The organism is Bacillus sp. NEAU-Y102, assembly GCF_054788175.1.
Genome location: NZ_JBTWFK010000006.1, coordinates 387,230 through 405,000 on the forward strand (window position 1 = coordinate 387,230; position 17,771 = coordinate 405,000).

At 35.4% G+C, this 17,771-nt stretch carries 16 protein-coding genes (1 of these 16 cut by a window edge); 6 read left to right on the forward strand and 10 right to left on the reverse strand.

The window, feature by feature from the left end:
* Position 1: 1 nt before the first annotated feature.
* The 10 genes from spo0J to rpmH all read right to left on the reverse strand — a co-directional run bounded on the left by spo0J (position 2) and on the right by rpmH (position 9,048).
* Positions 2–853, reverse strand: a complete 852-nt coding sequence (gene spo0J / locus ACYFX0_RS17975; protein WP_001051833.1) for a stage 0 sporulation protein Spo0J — start codon at positions 851–853, stop codon at positions 2–4.
* Positions 846–1,607, reverse strand: a complete 762-nt coding sequence (soj, locus tag ACYFX0_RS17980; protein WP_000516114.1) for a sporulation initiation inhibitor protein Soj — start codon at positions 1,605–1,607, stop codon at positions 846–848. Before soj ends, spo0J begins: the two co-directional genes overlap by 8 nt.
* Before the next feature lie 190 nt (positions 1,608–1,797).
* The gene (noc, locus tag ACYFX0_RS17985; protein WP_000799016.1) at positions 1,798–2,670 is read right to left on the reverse strand and encodes a nucleoid occlusion protein; all 873 of its coding nucleotides are present in this window, start codon (positions 2,668–2,670) and stop codon (positions 1,798–1,800) included.
* A gap of 105 nt (positions 2,671–2,775) precedes the next feature.
* On the reverse strand, positions 2,776–3,495 hold the full coding sequence (gene rsmG, locus ACYFX0_RS17990) for a 16S rRNA (guanine(527)-N(7))-methyltransferase RsmG (protein ID WP_001019628.1): 720 nt from the start codon (positions 3,493–3,495) through the stop codon (positions 2,776–2,778).
* A gap of 21 nt (positions 3,496–3,516) precedes the next feature.
* Positions 3,517–5,406, reverse strand: a complete 1,890-nt coding sequence (gene mnmG, locus ACYFX0_RS17995) for a tRNA uridine-5-carboxymethylaminomethyl(34) synthesis enzyme MnmG (protein WP_000541045.1) — start codon at positions 5,404–5,406, stop codon at positions 3,517–3,519.
* Between the two features lie 46 nt (positions 5,407–5,452).
* Positions 5,453–6,829: a tRNA uridine-5-carboxymethylaminomethyl(34) synthesis GTPase MnmE gene (gene mnmE, locus ACYFX0_RS18000; protein ID WP_000393760.1), complete on the reverse strand. Its 1,377-nt coding sequence runs from the start codon at positions 6,827–6,829 to the stop codon at positions 5,453–5,455.
* A gap of 226 nt (positions 6,830–7,055) precedes the next feature.
* A complete protein-coding gene (gene jag, locus ACYFX0_RS18005; protein ID WP_000022797.1) occupies positions 7,056–7,673 on the reverse strand; it encodes an RNA-binding cell elongation regulator Jag/EloR in 618 nt (205 codons plus the stop codon).
* Entirely contained in the window at positions 7,670–8,437 is a 768-nt protein-coding gene (spoIIIJ, locus tag ACYFX0_RS18010) for a YidC family membrane integrase SpoIIIJ (protein ID WP_000727741.1), read from the reverse strand. Before spoIIIJ ends, jag begins: the two co-directional genes overlap by 4 nt.
* A 52-nt stretch (positions 8,438–8,489) precedes the next feature.
* Positions 8,490–8,837, reverse strand: coding sequence for a ribonuclease P protein component (gene rnpA, locus ACYFX0_RS18015; RefSeq protein ID WP_000726621.1), 348 nt, complete (start codon positions 8,835–8,837; stop codon positions 8,490–8,492).
* Positions 8,838–8,913: 76 nt separating this feature from the next.
* On the reverse strand, positions 8,914–9,048 hold the full coding sequence (gene rpmH, locus ACYFX0_RS18020; protein WP_000831901.1) for a 50S ribosomal protein L34: 135 nt from the start codon (positions 9,046–9,048) through the stop codon (positions 8,914–8,916).
* 564 nt (positions 9,049–9,612) lie between these two features.
* Here rpmH and dnaA point away from each other — a divergent pair.
* The 6 genes from dnaA to gyrA form a co-directional block, all read left to right on the forward strand.
* Positions 9,613–10,953: a chromosomal replication initiator protein DnaA gene (gene dnaA / locus ACYFX0_RS18025; RefSeq protein WP_000428018.1), complete on the forward strand. Its 1,341-nt coding sequence runs from the start codon at positions 9,613–9,615 to the stop codon at positions 10,951–10,953.
* 178 nt (positions 10,954–11,131) lie between these two features.
* On the forward strand, positions 11,132–12,277 hold the full coding sequence (gene dnaN / locus ACYFX0_RS18030; RefSeq protein ID WP_106081718.1) for a DNA polymerase III subunit beta: 1,146 nt from the start codon (positions 11,132–11,134) through the stop codon (positions 12,275–12,277).
* Between the two features lie 127 nt (positions 12,278–12,404).
* On the forward strand, positions 12,405–12,617 hold the full coding sequence (yaaA, locus tag ACYFX0_RS18035) for a S4 domain-containing protein YaaA (RefSeq protein WP_000680510.1): 213 nt from the start codon (positions 12,405–12,407) through the stop codon (positions 12,615–12,617).
* Between the two features lie 12 nt (positions 12,618–12,629).
* On the forward strand, positions 12,630–13,757 hold the full coding sequence (gene recF, locus ACYFX0_RS18040) for a DNA replication/repair protein RecF (protein WP_000470754.1): 1,128 nt from the start codon (positions 12,630–12,632) through the stop codon (positions 13,755–13,757).
* A 39-nt stretch (positions 13,758–13,796) separates the two neighbouring features.
* Positions 13,797–15,719 (forward strand): DNA topoisomerase (ATP-hydrolyzing) subunit B, encoded by a 1,923-nt coding sequence (gene gyrB, locus ACYFX0_RS18045; protein ID WP_106081719.1) that lies wholly within the window; start codon positions 13,797–13,799, stop codon positions 15,717–15,719.
* 88 nt (positions 15,720–15,807) lie between these two features.
* Positions 15,808–17,771, forward strand: partial view of a DNA gyrase subunit A gene (gene gyrA, locus ACYFX0_RS18050; RefSeq protein ID WP_106081720.1) — the 5' portion only. Its footprint extends 508 nt past the window's final position; only the first 1,964 of its 2,472 coding nucleotides appear in the window; it begins with the start codon at positions 15,808–15,810; the stop codon falls past the right edge of the window.

Here is a 17,771-nt window from a genome sequence, read left to right on the forward strand (position 1 = left end):
TTTATTTTTTTTGTGATAATAGTTCTAAAATACGATTCAAATCTTCTTTATTAAAAAATTCAATTTCGATTTTACCTTTTTCTTTTTTCGTCTCTTTAATTTTCACATCTGTGCCAAACTTTTCTCTTAAGAACGTTTCACGTTCTACGAAAAATATATTTCGCTCTTTTTTCACTTTTTTTGTTTCACGTGAAACGTGTTGATTAATCTCTTGGACGATTTTCTCTAATTGACGAACATTTAATCCTTCTTTTTCAATGCGTTTCAATAAGGACTTCAATTGTTCTTCATCTTTTATCGTAAGTAAAGTTCTCCCATGAGCCATTGAAAGTTGACCATTTGCAATCATATCTTGGACGAACGAAGGGAGGCTTAATAACCGAGTATAATTTGCAATGTAAGGTCTGCTTTTGCCAAGACGTTTCGCTAATTGTTCTTGCGTTACATTTAGCTCATTCATTAACATCTGGTATGCCATTGCCTCTTCCATAGGATTTAAATCTTCTCGTTGTAAGTTTTCTAACAAAGCAAATTCCATCATTTGCTGTTCAGTTAATTGTCTTACAACCGCAGGTACCTTTTCTAAACCAGCCTCTTTTGCAGCACGAAATCGTCTTTCACCTGCAACGATTTCATATCCTTTAATACTCTTCCTAGCAATTAATGGTTGTAGAATACCGTGTTCCTTAATCGAAATTGCTAATTCCTGAATAGCCTCTTTATTAAAGTGTTTACGCGGTTGATATGGATTTGGCCTTAATTCAGTTACAAGAATCTCCTGAATTGTTTCCTCTTCTTTCACATCTAAATCAGGAAAAAACACATTAATTCCTCTTCCTAATCCCTTAGCCACCTGCAATCACTTCCTCTGCTAAATCTATATATACTTCTGCTCCTCTTGATTTAGCGTCATACTGCATAATAGGTTTCCCATGACTTGGAGCCTCACTCAAGCGTACATTACGCGGAATAATCGAGCGATATACTTTATCCCTAAAATACTTTTTCACTTCATCTATAACTTGGATCCCTAAATTTGTACGGGCATCCAACATCGTTAACAATACACCTTGAATTGCTAAATTTTTATTTAAATGTTTTTGTACAAGTCGAACTGTATTTAATAGCTGACTTAACCCTTCTAGTGCGTAATATTCACACTGTACAGGAATAATAACAGAATCTGCTGCTGTTAATGCATTAATTGTTAATAACCCTAAAGATGGGGGACAGTCGATAATAATATAATCATATTCATCACGAACTGGCTGTAATGCTCTTTGTAAACGTACTTCCCGGGAAATAGTCGGTACCAATTCAATTTCAGCACCAGCCAATTGAATTGTAGCGGGTAGAACATCTAAGTTTTCCGTTGCGGTTTTCTGTATAACCCCTTGAACATCTGCATCTTCCACAAGAACGTTGTAAATACATTGATCTAATTCAGATTTTTCAATTCCCACACCAGTCGTTGCATTTCCTTGAGCATCAATATCTACAAGAAGGACTTTTTTACCTACTTGCGCCAATCCAGCCCCTAAATTAACAGATGTTGTGGTTTTTCCAACACCGCCTTTTTGATTAGCAATAGCAATGATTTTTCCCATGATGTCACCTACTTTCAACCTTTCTATCTTATTCTAATAACAATTACGTTTATTGTAACATGAAATAAAACTTTTTCTTTTACGTCCTTTATTAAACTTCAAAATTTATTTCTAAACTCCTTCTTCATTTAACAAGAAAATATAGTAAAAGAGACCTCTCCAATAGGATAAGGTCTCTAACACGTCGTTATTATTTTTTCTTTGGAATTTTAATTGTAATTTGATAGTACTCATCAAATTCTTCTTCCTCAGAATTAACATTCAAACCACTTTCAGTAACCATTTGTAAAGATTGTCTAATTGTATTCATAGCAATCCTCGTATCTCGACTTACTGCTTTTTGCTTTGCCTTACGCTTCGGTTTTGCTTCCTCTAGTAACTTCGCAATTCGTTCTTCTGTTTGCTTTACATTCAGTTGTTTCTCCACAATTTCCTGTAAAACCTTCAGTTGTAATTCCTCATTTTTTAAAGGAATGAGAGCGCGGGCGTGACGTTCTGTAATGCTTTTTTCTAATAATGCACTTTTTATTTCTTCAGGCAACTTTAACAATCGCAACTTATTTGCGATTGTAGATTGTCCTTTTCCAAGTCGTTGTGCCAATGCTTCTTGTGTTAAATTATGTAACTCAATCAGCTTTTGATATGCCACAGCTTCCTCGATTGCCGTTAGTTCCTCACGTTGCAAGTTTTCAATTAAAGCTACAGAAGCTGTCTCTGTATCATTTAAGTTCTTTATAATTGCAGGAACCTTTTCCCAACCTAACTTTGTTGCCGCACGAAAGCGTCTTTCTCCAGCGATAATCTCGTACTTATCATCCTCATATTGCCTTACAACAATCGGTTGAATAAGTCCATGTGTACGAATCGTTAATGCTAGCTCATCAATACGTGCATCATCAAAAACTGTTCTTGGTTGATAACGGTTAGGGGTAATATTTACTATCGGAATTTCTTGTATTTCTTCATATACCTTTTTATCTATTTCTTCATGGCTTTCGTCTTGTAATTCGAATTCGCTCTCTTTATCTCCAAAGCCAAATAAACGAGAAAACGTATTTTTCATACATATTCCACCACCTTTTAGGCCTATTGACTATTCTCCATAAAATGTTTCCTATGAAACATTTACGTTTTCATTTATATAATTTAATCTTACGTCTAATAAGATTTATTTTTCAATAGGTAATTTATTGGGCGTTCCCGGTTTGCGTGGATATTTCTTTGGTGTCTTGCGCTTTTTCTCGATTAATAAAATATTACGTTCACTCTCTTCAAACGGTAATTGGAACGTAGACATCTCTTTTAACTCTCCGCCTAGCACCTCTAAAGCATACTTACCATTTTCGATTTCTTCATTTGCTGCTGCACCTTTCATTGCAATGAATGTTCCTCCAACTTTTACAAGTGGTAAACATAGCTCACTTAATACAGAAAGACGTGCAACTGCACGTGCCATTACAATATCGTATGATTCACGTACACCTTCTTTTTTCCCAAATGTTTCAGCACGATCATGACAAAATGCAACATCACTTAATTCTAACTTTTGTGCTAAGTGATTTAAGAAATTAATACGTTTTTGCAATGAATCTACAATTGTTACTTTTAAGTGCGGGAAACAGATTTTTAAAGGAATACTTGGGAATCCAGCCCCTGCACCAACATCACAAATTGAGAACGGTTTTGAAAAATCATAATAAAAAGCAGCTGTAATAGAATCAAAAAAGTGTTTTAAGTATACTTCTTCTTTTTCTGTAATAGCCGTTAAGTTCATTTTCTCATTCCACTCTACTAATGTTTCAAAGTAGATTTTGAACTGCTCTAACTGTCTAGAAGAGAGGGTGATCCCCTTCTCTTCTAGCATAGATTGAAATTGTTCTATGTTCATCTAGCAATATCTCCTTACTATTTATTGGTTCGATACGCGCGCAATTTTTCCTTGTTCTATATAAACAAGTAAAATGGAAATATCCGCTGGATTTACGCCAGAAATACGTGAAGCCTGCCCCATTGAAAGTGGACGAACATCTTTCAATTTCTGTCTAGCTTCTGAGGCAAGGCTAGAAATCGCATCATAATCAATATCTACAGGTATTTTTTTACTCTCCATTTTCTTCATACGCTCTACTTGCTGTAAAGATTTTTCAATGTATCCTTCGTACTTAATCTGAATTTCAACTTGTTCTGTAACTTCATCACTTAATTCTACTTCACTTGGTACTAAAAGATGAATATGCTCATATGTCATCTCTGGACGACGTAATAAGTCACTTGCACGTATTCCATCTTTCAATTCACTTCCGCCAATATTGCGAATTAATTCTTGAACCTCAGGACGTGGTTTAATAATAATGCTGCTTAAACGTTCCTTTTCCTGTTCAATTTGTAGTTTTTTATTTGTAAATCGCTCATAGCGCTCTTCTTTAATTAATCCAATTTCACGACCAACTTCAGTTAAACGAAGATCAGCATTATCATGGCGTAATAATAGACGGTATTCTGCACGAGATGTTAATAAACGATATGGTTCATTTGTACCTTTCGTAACAAGATCATCAATTAAGACACCAATATAAGCATCCTCACGACCTAAAACAACTTCTTTTTTACCTAAAGAACGGCATGCTGCATTAATCCCAGCCATAAGCCCTTGTCCTGCCGCCTCTTCGTAACCAGAAGTTCCATTAATTTGTCCTGCTGTATATAAATTTTTAATCTTTTTCGTTTCAAGTGTTGGCCATAGTTGTGTTGGCACAATTGCATCATATTCAATTGCATAACCTGTGCGCATCATTTCAACATTTTCTAGGCCTGGAATTGTTCTAAGCATGTCACGTTGTACATCTTCTGGTAGGCTTGTGGATAAACCTTGCACATATACTTCTTGTGTATTACGCCCTTCTGGCTCTAAGAAAATTTGATGACGTGGTTTATCATTAAATCTTACTACTTTGTCTTCAATAGAAGGACAGTATCTAGGGCCTGTTCCTTTAATCATACCAGAATACATAGCTGAACGATGTAAATTTTCATCTATTAAACGGTGTGTTTCTGTACTTGTATATGTCAACCAACATGGAATTTGATCCATAATAAATTTCGTTGTTTCAAAAGAGAACGAACGTGGCTTATCATCACCTGGTTGAATTTCTGTTTTACTGTAGTCAATTGTATTACTGTTTACACGCGGAGGTGTCCCTGTTTTAAATCTAACAAGATCAAACCCAAGTTCCTCTAAATGCTCAGATAATGTAATAGACGGTTGCTGATTATTTGGACCGCTTGAATATTTTAAGTCGCCCATGATAATCTCGCCACGTAAAAATGTTCCAGTCGTAATTACAACGGTTTTTGCTGTATATTCTGCACCAGCTTGTGTAACTACCCCTTTACACATACCATCTTCAACGATTAAACGCTCTACCATTCCTTGGAATAACGTTAAGTTTGGTGTTTCTTCAATTGTTTTCTTCAATTCATGTTGGTAAGAGAATTTATCAGCTTGCGCTCGAAGTGCACGTACAGCTGGCCCCTTACCTGTATTTAGCATACGCATTTGAATATGAGTTTTATCAATATTACGTCCCATTTCTCCGCCTAATGCATCAATTTCACGAACAACAATCCCTTTTGCTGGTCCACCAACAGAAGGGTTACATGGCATGAAAGCTACCATATCTAAGTTAATTGTTAACATTAATGTTTTTGAGCCCATTCGTGCTGCCGCAAGACCAGCTTCACATCCTGCATGACCTGCACCGATTACTATGACATCGTATGAACCGGCATTGTATCCCATTGTTTATTCCTCCTAATAATCTCTATCTTTCTAAAACATCACTATATTATTTTCCTAAACAAAATTGAGAGAACAACTGGTCAATTAGGCTTTCATGGACTGTGTCACCAGTAATTTCACCAAGTATTTCCCACGTTCTTGTTAAATCAATTTGCACCATATCAATTGGTACACCATTTTCTATTGCCTCAATTGCATCACCGATTGTTTGTCCCGCTTGTGTTAATAATCCAATATGTCTCGCATTAGAAACATATGTCATATCTGCAGAATCGATTGTTCCTTCAAAGAATAAATCAGCTATTGCCTTTTCGAGTTCATCTATTCCTTGTTCCTCAATTAAGGATGTTGTAATAACACGATTTCCCGCAGCTAACTCTGTAACACGTTCCATATCAATCGCTTGCGGTAAATCAGTCTTATTCACAATAACAATAAAGTCTTTTCCTTGTACCGCATGGAATAGATCTTCATCCTCATTTGTTAAAGCCTCGCTATAGTTGACAACAACTAATACTAAATCTGCTTGGCTCATCATTTCTTTTGATCGCTCCACACCAATTCGTTCAACAACATCTTCTGTCTCACGAATACCGGCTGTATCTATAAGTTTAAGAGGTACACCACGCACATTAACGTACTCTTCAATAACATCACGAGTTGTTCCTGCAATATCAGTTACAATTGCTTTTTTCTCCTGAACAAGACTATTTAATAACGATGATTTCCCAACATTAGGTCTACCGATAATTGCTGTAGCAATACCTTCACGTAAAATTTTCCCTTGTTTTGATGTTTCTAATATTTTTTCGATTTCCGAACGAACATGCGTCGCTTTCTCAATTAAAATATTATGTGTCATCTCTTCTACATCATCGTATTCTGGATAATCTATATTTACCTCAACATGAGCTAATGTTTCTAATATTTCTTGACGTAGGCGACCAATTAATTTAGATAATCGCCCTTCCATTTGATTAATTGCTACATTCATCGCACGATCTGTTTTTGCTCGAATCAAATCCATAACAGCTTCTGCTTGTGATAAATCGATACGTCCATTTAAAAAAGCACGTTTTGTAAATTCGCCCGGTTCTGCCAATCGTACTCCTTGCGCTAGAATAAGTTGCAATACTTTATTTACTGAAACAAGTCCGCCATGACAGTTAATTTCCACTATATTTTCACGTGTAAAAGTCCTTGGTGCGCGCATAATAGACACCATAACTTCTTCAATAACTTGATTTGTATCTAAATCAACGATATGACCATAATGAATAGTGTGAGAAGGAACCTCTGTTAAATCCTTCCCTTTAAAAATACGGTCAACTTTCTCAACCGCATCATCCCCACTTACTCGAACAATGGCAATTGCACCCTCTCCAAGCGCTGTGGAAATCGCAGCAATTGTATCAAATTCCATGTCCTTTCACCTCACTTGCTTATTTATCTCTATTTCAACATGATTATTTCTTTCACTAAATTATTAGGATACCATAACGAACCTATCTACAAAAGAAGAATAACTCATTTTATTATATCCCCATGTAAAAAACACTAAACTTATTCACAGTGGATAAGTTTAGTGTTTTTTAGTTATCCACATCTATTTTTCGCTCAAAAAAACCGGCACTCATTTGAGCAACCGGTCATTTAGGAGATATTACAACATGCCGATGTGGTTCATTTCCTTCAGAAGTTGTTTTGATACCTTGATGATTTGATAATGCCTGATGAATAATTTTTCGTTCAAAAGATGGCATCGGTTCTAAAATAACTCTTTTTTTCGTATTAGATACTTGTTTCGCTAATCGATAAGAAAGTGATTCTAGCGTACTTTTTCTTTTACTACGATAATTTTCAGCATCTAGTGTAATACCTATATACTGCTTCGTGTTACGATTCGCAACAAGTTTTGTTAAATACTGTAAAGAGTTTAGTGTATTACCTCTTTTTCCAATTAAAACTCCTACATCATCACCAGAAATTGTAAATTCGATCTCGCGTCCTTTTACAACTTTACTAATTTCAACTTCCACACCCATATTGTGAATAACATTTCTTAAATATTCTTCACATTCCTGAATTGGATCTTTCTTCAATACAACTTCTACTACTGCAGGACGATTCCCAAATAAACCTAAGAATCCTCTTTTACCCTCATCGACAATATTTATATCTACTCGATCTTTTGATGTATTTAATTGCCTTAAAGCATCCTCTACTGCCAGCTCGACTGTTTGTCCTTTAGCAGTAATTATACTCACTTGCTTGAGCCTCCAGCTTTGCTAGCCTTAATCTCTGGCCCTTTGATAAAGTACATTTGAGCAATACCAAAGATATTACCAACAACCCAGTAAAGTGATAATGCAGCTGGGAAGTTAATTGCAAAGATTAAAATCATAATCGGCATAAGCCAAAGCATCATTGCCATTTGCGGATTTTGACCAGCTGTTCCTGCCATTGCAAGCTTTTGCTGAATAAATGTCGTAATTGCTGCAACAACCGGTAAGATATAGAACGGATCTGCCTGTCCTAAATCAAACCATAAAAATGTATGTTCACTAATTGCTGTTGTTCTCATAATCGCATGATAAAACGCGAATAAAATAGGCATCTGAACAAATATCGGTAAACATCCTGCCAATGGATTTACACCATTCTTTTGATATAACTGCATCATTTCTTGTTGTAGTTTTTGCTGTGTTGCTTGATCTTTAGAACTATATTTCTCTTTTAACTTCACCATTTCTGGTTGTAACGCTTGCATTGCTTTTGTACTCTTTGTTTGTTTAATCATTAATGGTAATAATGCAAAACGAATGATAAGAGTTGTAATAACAATTGCTAAACCGTAATTACTGTTAAATAAGTCGGCAAAATACGTGATTAACTGAGAAAGCGGATATACGAAATATTCATTCCAAATCCCAGTGCTTTTCGATGTAATCGGCTGACCCGTTTCACTACAACCGGTGGCAATCGCCATTAATGCAACGACCATGGCTAGTAAACCTAATTTCTTTTTCAAAGCCTACTCCTCCTTGTATCGGTATGTATATAGTGTAATTCATTTCCTTACGCTACTTTTTTATTCTTTTCATACCAGAGCGTTTAAAGACATGAATTAAGCTTTTCTTTACTTCTTCATATGTCATCTCTGCACAAGGCTTCCTTGCTATTATAACAAAATCTTTTCCAGAATCTATCTCATCTTTTAACTCTGTAATAGCTTGACGGACCATGCGCTTAATTCGATTACGAACTACTGCATTTCCTATTTTCTTGCTAACAGAAAGGCCGATGCGAAAGTTTGGCTGTTCTTCTTTATCTAATTGGTATACAACAAACTGACGATTCGCATTTGATTTTCCTTTTTGAAAAACCGCCTGGAATTCATCATTCTTCTTTATACGATGTTTTTTCTTCATATCAATTGACACTCCTGTATTTCATCAGCGGAAATTCACTATTATTAGAAAAAAAGACCACTGAACGATCAGTGGTCTACGCAGATAATACTTTTCTTCCTTTACGACGACGAGCTGCTAGCACTTTACGTCCGTTCGCTGTGCTCATACGGCTGCGGAAACCATGTACTTTGCTGCGCTTACGTTTATTTGGTTGGTAAGTTCTTTTCATTATATGACACCTCCCTGAGGAATATCTGTTAAAGACAGTCCTATAAATTATAGTTAATCAACTAGGAAAATGTCAATGGTTCTAGAAATTTTCATCAAATATTCATTTTGAACCTATTCACATACTTTTTCACAGCATCTATATTTCCTTGTGGATAAATGTTTTTTCACGTTTTTTATATCCACAAACTTTTTTCCCACTTTTACACAGTATATCGTGTTGTGGACAAGTTTATTCCACAAGGTATTGATTTTGTGGATAACTTTCTTAAATTCATTGCTATAGCCACTTTTTTTTGATATTATAGTTGTGTTTTCACTTTGAATAAGTTTTCCACATCTTTATCTTATCCACAATTTGTGTATAACATGTGGACAGTTTTAATCACATGTGGGTAAACAGTTGTCCACATTTGGTTTTTTTGTCGAAAACCCTATCTCATATACAAACGACGTTTTTAGTTTTTAAAATACGTTTCGTATAAATATACATTTTATATTTATTAGGTTGTACATTTGTTGCGCAGCCTTATTCTTTTACCATCTTAGTAAAGGAGGGACACCTTTGGAAAATATCTCTGATTTATGGAATAGTGCCTTAAAAGAATTAGAAAAAAAGGTAAGCAAGCCTAGTTATGAGACATGGTTAAAATCAACAACGGCTCATAACTTGAAGAAAGACGTATTAACGATTACAGCTCCAAATGAATTTGCTCGTGACTGGCTAGAATCTCATTACTCAGAACTAATTTCAGAAACACTATACGATTTAACAGGGGCAAAATTAGCAATTCGCTTTATTATTCCCCAAAGTCAAGCGGAAGAGGACATTGATCTTCCTCCAGTTAAGCGGAATCCAGCACAAGATGATTCAGCTCATTTACCACAGAGCATGTTAAATCCAAAATATACATTTGATACATTTGTTATCGGCTCTGGTAACCGTTTTGCCCATGCAGCTTCATTAGCTGTAGCCGAGGCGCCAGCTAAAGCGTATAATCCACTCTTTATTTACGGGGGAGTTGGGCTTGGAAAGACGCATTTAATGCACGCGATTGGCCATTATGTAATTGAACATAATCCAAATGCAAAAGTTGTATATTTATCATCAGAAAAATTCACGAATGAATTTATTAACTCTATTCGTGATAATAAAGCTGTTGATTTTCGTAATAAATATCGCAATGTAGATGTTTTATTGATAGATGATATTCAATTTCTTGCTGGAAAAGAACAAACTCAAGAAGAGTTTTTCCATACATTTAATGCATTACACGAAGAAAGTAAACAAATTGTAATTTCTAGTGATCGACCACCAAAAGAAATTCCAACTTTAGAAGATCGTCTTCGTTCTCGCTTTGAATGGGGACTTATTACAGATATTACGCCGCCAGATTTAGAGACACGAATTGCAATTTTACGCAAAAAAGCAAAAGCTGAAGGGCTTGATATACCAAATGAAGTTATGCTTTATATCGCAAATCAAATTGATTCAAATATTCGCGAATTAGAAGGTGCACTTATCCGAGTTGTAGCTTATTCATCTTTAATTAATAAAGATATTAATGCTGATTTAGCAGCTGAAGCACTTAAAGATATTATTCCAAATTCTAAGCCGAAAATTATCTCTATTTATGATATTCAAAAAGCTGTCGGAGACGTTTATCAAGTAAAATTAGAAGATTTTAAAGCGAAAAAACGTACAAAATCAGTTGCGTTTCCTCGCCAAATTGCAATGTATTTATCACGCGAACTTACGGATTCCTCTTTACCAAAAATAGGTGAAGAATTTGGTGGACGTGATCATACAACAGTTATCCATGCCCATGAAAAAATTTCTAAACTACTAAAAACCGATACGCAATTACAAAAGCAAGTTGAAGAAATTAATGGTATTTTAAAGTAGTAGCTGAATAGTGTGAATAACTTACCTTGTTTTACGCACAGTCTATCCACATGTAGATAGACTGTTTTTACATCCTTCAAAGGGGTTATCCACATATCCACAAGCCCTATTACTATTACTACTATTTTTTATCTTTATTAATTAAATAAAATCTTATACTTACCGGAGGTTTTTCTTTATGCATTTTACAATACAAAAAGACTATCTTGTAAGAGGTGTACAAGATGTAATGAAGGCAGTTTCTTCTCGTACAACAATCCCCATCCTTACGGGAATTAAAGTTGTAGCTACTGAAGAAGGGGTTACATTAACAGGAAGCGATGCTGATATTTCTATTGAATCGTTTATTCCAGTCGAAGAAGATGGAAAAGAAATCGTAGAAATAGCTCAATCAGGAAGCATTGTTTTACAAGCAAAATATTTTAGTGAGATTGTAAAAAAACTACCTAAGGATACTGTCGAAATTTCTGTGGAAAATCATTTTATGACAAAAATAAAATCTGGAAAATCAGAGTTTAACTTAAATGGTTTAGATTCTGCAGAATATCCGTTATTACCACAGATTGAAGAACATCATGTATTTAAGATACCAACAGATTTACTTAAACATATGATCAGACAAACTGTATTTGCAGTTTCTACTTCTGAAACAAGACCAATCTTGACAGGTGTAAACTGGAAGGTATATAACAGCGAGTTAACTTGTATTGCAACAGATAGTCATAGACTGGCACTTCGAAAAGCGAAAATCGAAGGACATAATATTGCAGATGAATTTCAAGCTAATGTTGTTATTCCAGGTAAGAGCTTAAACGAATTAAGTAAAATTCTGGATGAGTCTGAAGAGATGGTAGATATTGTAATAACTGAGTATCAAGTATTATTCCGTACAAAGCATTTATTATTCTTCTCAAGATTGTTAGAAGGAAATTATCCAGATACGACACGTTTAATTCCAGCAGAGAGTAAAACGGATATTTTTGTAAATACAAAAGAATTCCTACAAGCAATTGATCGTGCTTCACTATTAGCGAGAGATGGCCGCAATAACGTTGTCAAATTATCAACTTTAGAGCAAGAAATGCTAGAGATTTCCTCGAATTCACCAGAAATTGGAAAAGTTGTCGAAGAAGTACAATGTGAAAAAGTAGATGGAGAAGAGTTAAAAATATCTTTTAGTGCAAAATATATGATGGATGCATTGAAAGCTCTAGATAGTACAGAGATTAAAGTTAGCTTTACTGGGGCGATGAGACCGTTCTTAATTCGTACAGTAAATGATGATTCAATTATTCAATTAATTTTACCGGTTCGTACTTACTAGGTAAGGAATAAGGGTTGCTAGTTTAAAGATGCTAGTGGCCCTTATTTGATTTTTGGGTATTACTTTCCTAATGTTAGTTTATTTAGTACAATGAAAGAATGAACACTTTCAGAAAGTGAGCGATTTTATGAAACATATTAAAATTTCAACAGAGTATATTACACTAGGACAATTTTTAAAGTTAGCTGATGTAATTGATACAGGTGGCGCTGTAAAATGGTTTTTACAAGAATATGAAGTGTACGTGAACAACGAACTTGAAAATAGAAGAGGTCGCAAACTATATGCGAATGATGTTATTGAAATTCCAGGAAGCGGAACTTTCCAAGTTCAGGCATAAAGGGGGAGCCCTTTGTTTATTTCAGAAATACAATTAAAAAACTATCGCAATTATGAAAAATTAGAGCTTTCCTTTGAAGATAAGGTAAATGTAATTATCGGCGAAAATGCACAAGGGAAAACAAACTTGATGGAAGCTATTTATGTTTTAGCGATGGCGAAATCTCATAGAACCTCTAATGATCGCGAACTTATCCGCTGGGATGAAGAGTTTGGTCAAATAAAAGGGAAATTACAAAAAAGAAACAGTTCTTTGTCTTTGGAATTAAATATTTCGAAAAAAGGTAAAAAGGCAAAATTAAATCAACTTGAACAACAAAAGTTAAGTCAATATATTGGCGTGATGAACGTTGTCATGTTTGCCCCAGAAGATTTAAATCTTGTAAAAGGAAGCCCTCAAGTAAGAAGACGCTTTTTAGATATGGAATTAGGACAAATAGCTCCTATATATTTGTATGAATTAAGTCAATATCAAAAGGTGCTCACGCAACGAAATCACTTGTTGAAAAAAATGCAAGGGAATAGTAAGAATGAGGAAACGATGTTGGATGTATTTACACTTCAACTAATTGAGCATGGTGCGAAAATACTGCAAAAACGTTTTGAATTTTTGCATTTGCTACAGGAATGGGCAGCTCCAATTCATCGCGGTATAAGCCGTGGATTAGAAGAGTTAGAAATTGTCTATAAACCAAGTGTAGATGTATCAGAATCAATGGATTTGTCGAAAATAAAAGAAGTATACTATGAAAGTTTTCAATCTGTGAAACAACGTGAAATTTTCCGTGGTACGACTTTAATTGGTCCTCATCGTGATGATTTACAATTCTTCGTTAATAGTAAAAATGTTCAAGTCTTTGGTTCGCAAGGGCAACAACGAACGACCGCACTATCCCTAAAATTAGCTGAAATTGAATTAATTTATTCAGAGGTTAAAGAATATCCAATCCTTTTGCTGGATGATGTTTTATCAGAATTAGACGATTATCGTCAATCACATCTGTTAAATACAATTCAAGGAAAGGTGCAAACATTTGTTACAACGACGAGTGTCGACGGAATTGAACACGAAACATTAAAAGATGCGAAAACAATTCATGTAACGAACGGCACGGTAGATTGTGAAATAGATAGGGCATAAACCCCTGTTTAAATGGAAAAGTAGGTGATCTTTGTGTCAATGGAACAAAAACAAATGCAAGAAAATGCATATGATGAAAGTCAGATACAGGTACTTGAAGGACTAGAGGCAGTTCGGAAACGTCCGGGTATGTATATTGGATCTACGAGTGGAAAGGGACTTCACCACCTTGTATGGGAGATTGTCGATAATAGTATCGATGAAGCGTTAGCAGGATATTGTGATGAAATTAACGTTAGTATCGAAGAAGATAATAGTATTCTTGTAACGGATAATGGACGTGGTATTCCAGTTGGTATACAAGAAAAAATGGGACGTCCTGCAGTAGAGGTTATTATGACTGTCCTCCACGCTGGTGGTAAATTTGGCGGTGGCGGTTACAAAGTTTCTGGTGGTTTGCACGGTGTTGGTGCATCTGTTGTAAATGCCTTATCAACAGAATTAGAAGTATTTGTACATCGTGATGGTAAAATCCATTACCAAAAATACGAAAGAGGTATTCCGGTTGCAGATTTAAAAGTCATCGGTGATACAGATAAGACTGGAACAATAACTCGCTTTAAACCGGATCCAGAAATTTTTAAAGAGACGACAGAATATGAATTCGATACGCTAGCGACTCGTATGCGTGAGTTGGCGTTTTTAAATCGTAATATTAAATTAACAATTGAAGATAAACGTGAACATAAGCAAAAGAAAGAGTTCCACTATGAAGGTGGAATTAAATCATATGTTGAACATTTAAATCGTTCAAAACAACCAATTCATGAAGAGCCTGTATATGTAGAAGGTTCAAAAGGTGGTATTCAAGTTGAAGTTGCGCTTCAATATAACGAAGGATATACAAATCATATTTACTCATTTACAAATAATATTCATACGTATGAAGGTGGTACACATGAGGTAGGATTTAAAACTGCCTTAACACGTGTGATTAACGATTATGGTCGTAAAAATAACATTTTAAAAGATGCGGATAGTAATTTGACTGGTGAAGATGTTCGTGAAGGTTTAACAGCAATTGTGTCAATTAAACATCCAAATCCACAATTTGAAGGGCAAACGAAGACGAAACTTGGAAATAGTGAAGCGAGGACGATTACGGAGTCAGTATTCTCTGAGGCTTTTGAAAAATTCTTACTGGAAAATCCCAATGTTGCACGTAAGATTGTAGATAAAGGAACGATGGCAGCACGTGCGCGTGTAGCAGCTAAAAAAGCTCGTGAGCTAACTCGCCGAAAGAGTGCTTTAGAAGTTTCAAGTTTACCAGGGAAATTGGCAGATTGTTCTTCTAAAGATCCAGCAATTAGTGAAATTTATATCGTAGAGGGTGACTCTGCGGGTGGATCTGCAAAACAAGGACGCGATCGTCATTTTCAAGCAATTTTACCGCTGAAGGGTAAAATTATTAATGTTGAAAAGGCACGCTTAGATAAGATTTTATCAAATGATGAAGTTCGTACAATTATTACGGCGATTGGTACAAATATTGGTGGGGACTTCGATATCGAAAAAGCACGCTATCATAAAGTTATTATTATGACCGATGCCGATGTTGATGGTGCGCATATTCGTACCCTATTATTAACGTTCTTCTATCGTTATATGCGTCAAATAATTGAGTGTGGATATATATATATCGCACAGCCACCGTTGTTTAAGGTGCAACAAGGTAAAAAAATTCAATATGCTTATAATGATAAAGAACTTGAAAAAATATTAGCTGAGTTACCAGCCCAGCCGAAACCAGGAATTCAACGTTATAAAGGTCTTGGAGAGATGAATCCAACTCAGCTATGGGAGACGACAATGGATCCAGAAGTACGTTCGTTACTTCAAGTTTCTCTTCAAGATGCAATAGAAGCAGATGAAACATTTGAAATTTTAATGGGTGATAAAGTGGAACCACGTCGTAACTTTATCCAAGAGAATGCAAAATACGTGAAAAACCTTGATATTTAAATGAGTAATGACAGGAATCTAAGTATTCCTGTCTTCTACATATAAATCAATGTATGTATAACGGAAACGTAAGAGGAGGTGCTCGTTGATGTCAGACAATCAACAACAAGCACGAATTCGAGAAATTAATATTAGTCATGAAATGCGTACCTCATTTTTAGATTACGCAATGAGTGTTATCGTATCTCGTGCATTACCAGATGTTCGTGATGGATTAAAACCTGTGCATCGTAGGGTTTTATATGCGATGAATGATTTAGGAATTACAGCTGATAAAGCGTATAAGAAATCAGCACGTATTGTCGGTGAAGTAATCGGGAAGTATCACCCTCATGGTGATTCAGCCGTTTATGAAACAATGGTACGTATGGCGCAAGATTTCAGTCAACGTTATATGCTTGTAGATGGGCATGGTAACTTCGGTTCTGTAGATGGAGATTCAGCAGCGGCAATGCGTTATACAGAGGCAAGAATGTCTAAGATTTCTATGGAATTAATACGTGATATTTCAAAAAATACAATTGATTATCAAGATAACTACGATGGTTCGGAAAGAGAGCCGATTGTATTACCAGCGCGTTTTCCTAATTTATTAGTAAACGGTACGACAGGTATTGCAGTTGGTATGGCAACAAATATTCCGCCGCATCAACTTGGCGAAGTAATTGATGGTGTGTTGGCATTAAGTCATAACCCGGATATTACTATAGCGGAGTTAATGGAATATATTCCTGGACCAGACTTCCCGACATCAGGTTTAATCTTAGGTCGAAGTGGCATCCGTAGAGCTTATGAAACAGGGCGCGGTTCTATTATGCTTCGTGCCAAAGTTGAAATTGAAGAGAAATCAAATGGTAAACAATCTATTATCGTAACGGAACTACCTTATCAAGTTAATAAGGCACGATTAATTGAAAAAATCGCAGAATTAGTTCGCGATAAGAAAATTGAAGGTATTACAGATTTACGTGATGAATCAGACCGAAATGGTATGCGTATTGTCATGGAAGTACGTCGTGACGCCAATGCAAACGTACTATTAAACAATCTATATAAACATACAGCACTTCAGACAAGTTTCGGTATTAATATGTTGTCTCTTGTAAATGGAGAGCCTCAAGTACTAAATTTAAAACAAAACTTATATCATTATTTGGAGCACCAGAAGGTAGTAATCCGTAGACGTACTGCGTATGAATTAGAAAAAGCAGAGGCACGTGCTCATATTTTAGAAGGATTACGAATTGCTTTAGATCATCTTGATGAAGTTATTACGTTAATTCGTAGTTCAAAAACGGCTGATATTGCAAAGCAAGGCTTAATGGAACGTTTCGGTTTAAGTGAGAAACAAGCGCAAGCGATTTTAGATATGCGTCTGCAACGTTTAACTGGATTAGAACGTGAAAAAATCGAGCAAGAATATCAAGATTTAATGAATTTAATTGCTGAATTAAAAGCGATTTTAGCAGATGAAGAGAAAGTTCTTGAGATTATTCGTGAAGAATTAACAGAAGTAAAAGAGCGTTTCAATGATAAGAGACGAACAGAAATTACAATTGGCGGTATGGAATTTATTGAAGATGAAGATTTAATTCCTGAGCAAAATATTGCAATTACGTTAACTCATAACGGTTATATTAAGAGGTTACCAGCTTCTACGTACAAAACACAGAACCGTGGGGGACGTGGTGTACAAGGAATGGGTACGAATGATGATGACTTTGTTGAACACTTATTAACAACGTCTACTCATGATCATATTTTATTCTTTACAAACAAGGGTAAAGTATACCGTACGAAAGGATATGAAATCCCAGAGTATAGTCGTACTGCAAAAGGGCTACCAATTATTAACCTATTAGGGGTAGATAAGGGTGAGTGGATCAATGCCATTATTCCAATTCGTGAATTTGGTGACGACCAGTTCTTATTCTTTACAACGAAACAAGGTATTTCTAAGAGAACGCCACTTTCATCATTTGCAAATATACGTACGAACGGTTTAATTGCAATTTCGCTTCGTGAAGAAGATGAAGTGATTTCTGTACGTTT

Excerpts from the sequence above, each read along its gene's own strand:
- soj (WP_000516114.1), bottom strand. The coding sequence starts at position 1,607 with ATGGGAAAAATCATTGCTATTGCTAATCAAAAAGGCGGTGTTGGAAAA.
- noc (WP_000799016.1), bottom strand. The coding sequence starts at position 2,670 with ATGAAAAATACGTTTTCTCGTTTATTTGGCTTTGGAGATAAAGAGAGC.
- rsmG (WP_001019628.1), bottom strand. The coding sequence starts at position 3,495 with ATGAACATAGAACAATTTCAATCTATGCTAGAAGAGAAGGGGATCACC.
- mnmG (WP_000541045.1), bottom strand. The coding sequence starts at position 5,406 with ATGGGATACAATGCCGGTTCATACGATGTCATAGTAATCGGTGCAGGT.
- mnmE (WP_000393760.1), bottom strand. The coding sequence starts at position 6,829 with ATGGAATTTGATACAATTGCTGCGATTTCCACAGCGCTTGGAGAGGGT.
- rnpA (WP_000726621.1), bottom strand. The coding sequence starts at position 8,837 with ATGAAGAAAAAACATCGTATAAAGAAGAATGATGAATTCCAGGCGGTT.
- rpmH (WP_000831901.1), bottom strand. The coding sequence starts at position 9,048 with ATGAAAAGAACTTACCAACCAAATAAACGTAAGCGCAGCAAAGTACAT.
- dnaN (WP_106081718.1), top strand. The coding sequence starts at position 11,132 with ATGCATTTTACAATACAAAAAGACTATCTTGTAAGAGGTGTACAAGAT.
- yaaA (WP_000680510.1), top strand. The coding sequence starts at position 12,405 with ATGAAACATATTAAAATTTCAACAGAGTATATTACACTAGGACAATTT.
- gyrB (WP_106081719.1), top strand. The coding sequence starts at position 13,797 with ATGGAACAAAAACAAATGCAAGAAAATGCATATGATGAAAGTCAGATA.